The following is a 237-nucleotide window of genomic DNA, read 5'->3' as shown; positions in this document are numbered from 1 at the left end:
GGTGTAAGCTGTACTCTAAGCCATTTACATGATTAATAGAATGTGACAGTAAGTTTTCCGCATGCTCTATATTTGCTGAATCTATTTTGGAAGGGAAAATCTCATCCCATGCCAATACAGCTGCAGATGGAAATACAGCATAAGATGGATTAACTACTTTTAACCAATTTGCTAACAGATTGGGTATGATATCGTTTAATTGTCTAAGCGTATATTGACCTTGAATTAATGCAAAGT

General features: G+C 35.0%; 1 protein-coding gene. It reads right to left on the bottom strand.

Annotated elements, in window-relative coordinates:
- On the bottom strand, positions 1–237 hold a 237-nt coding region (locus MR160_RS34515; protein WP_242299267.1), incomplete at both ends, for a hypothetical protein.

Source organism: Bacillus cereus group sp. BfR-BA-01382 (assembly GCF_022663475.1).
In the GTDB taxonomy this organism is placed as follows: domain Bacteria; phylum Bacillota; class Bacilli; order Bacillales; family Bacillaceae_G; genus Bacillus_A; species Bacillus_A thuringiensis_S.
Note: the sequence above shows the minus strand (reverse complement) of the source record. Positions and strands in the feature narration are given on the sequence as shown.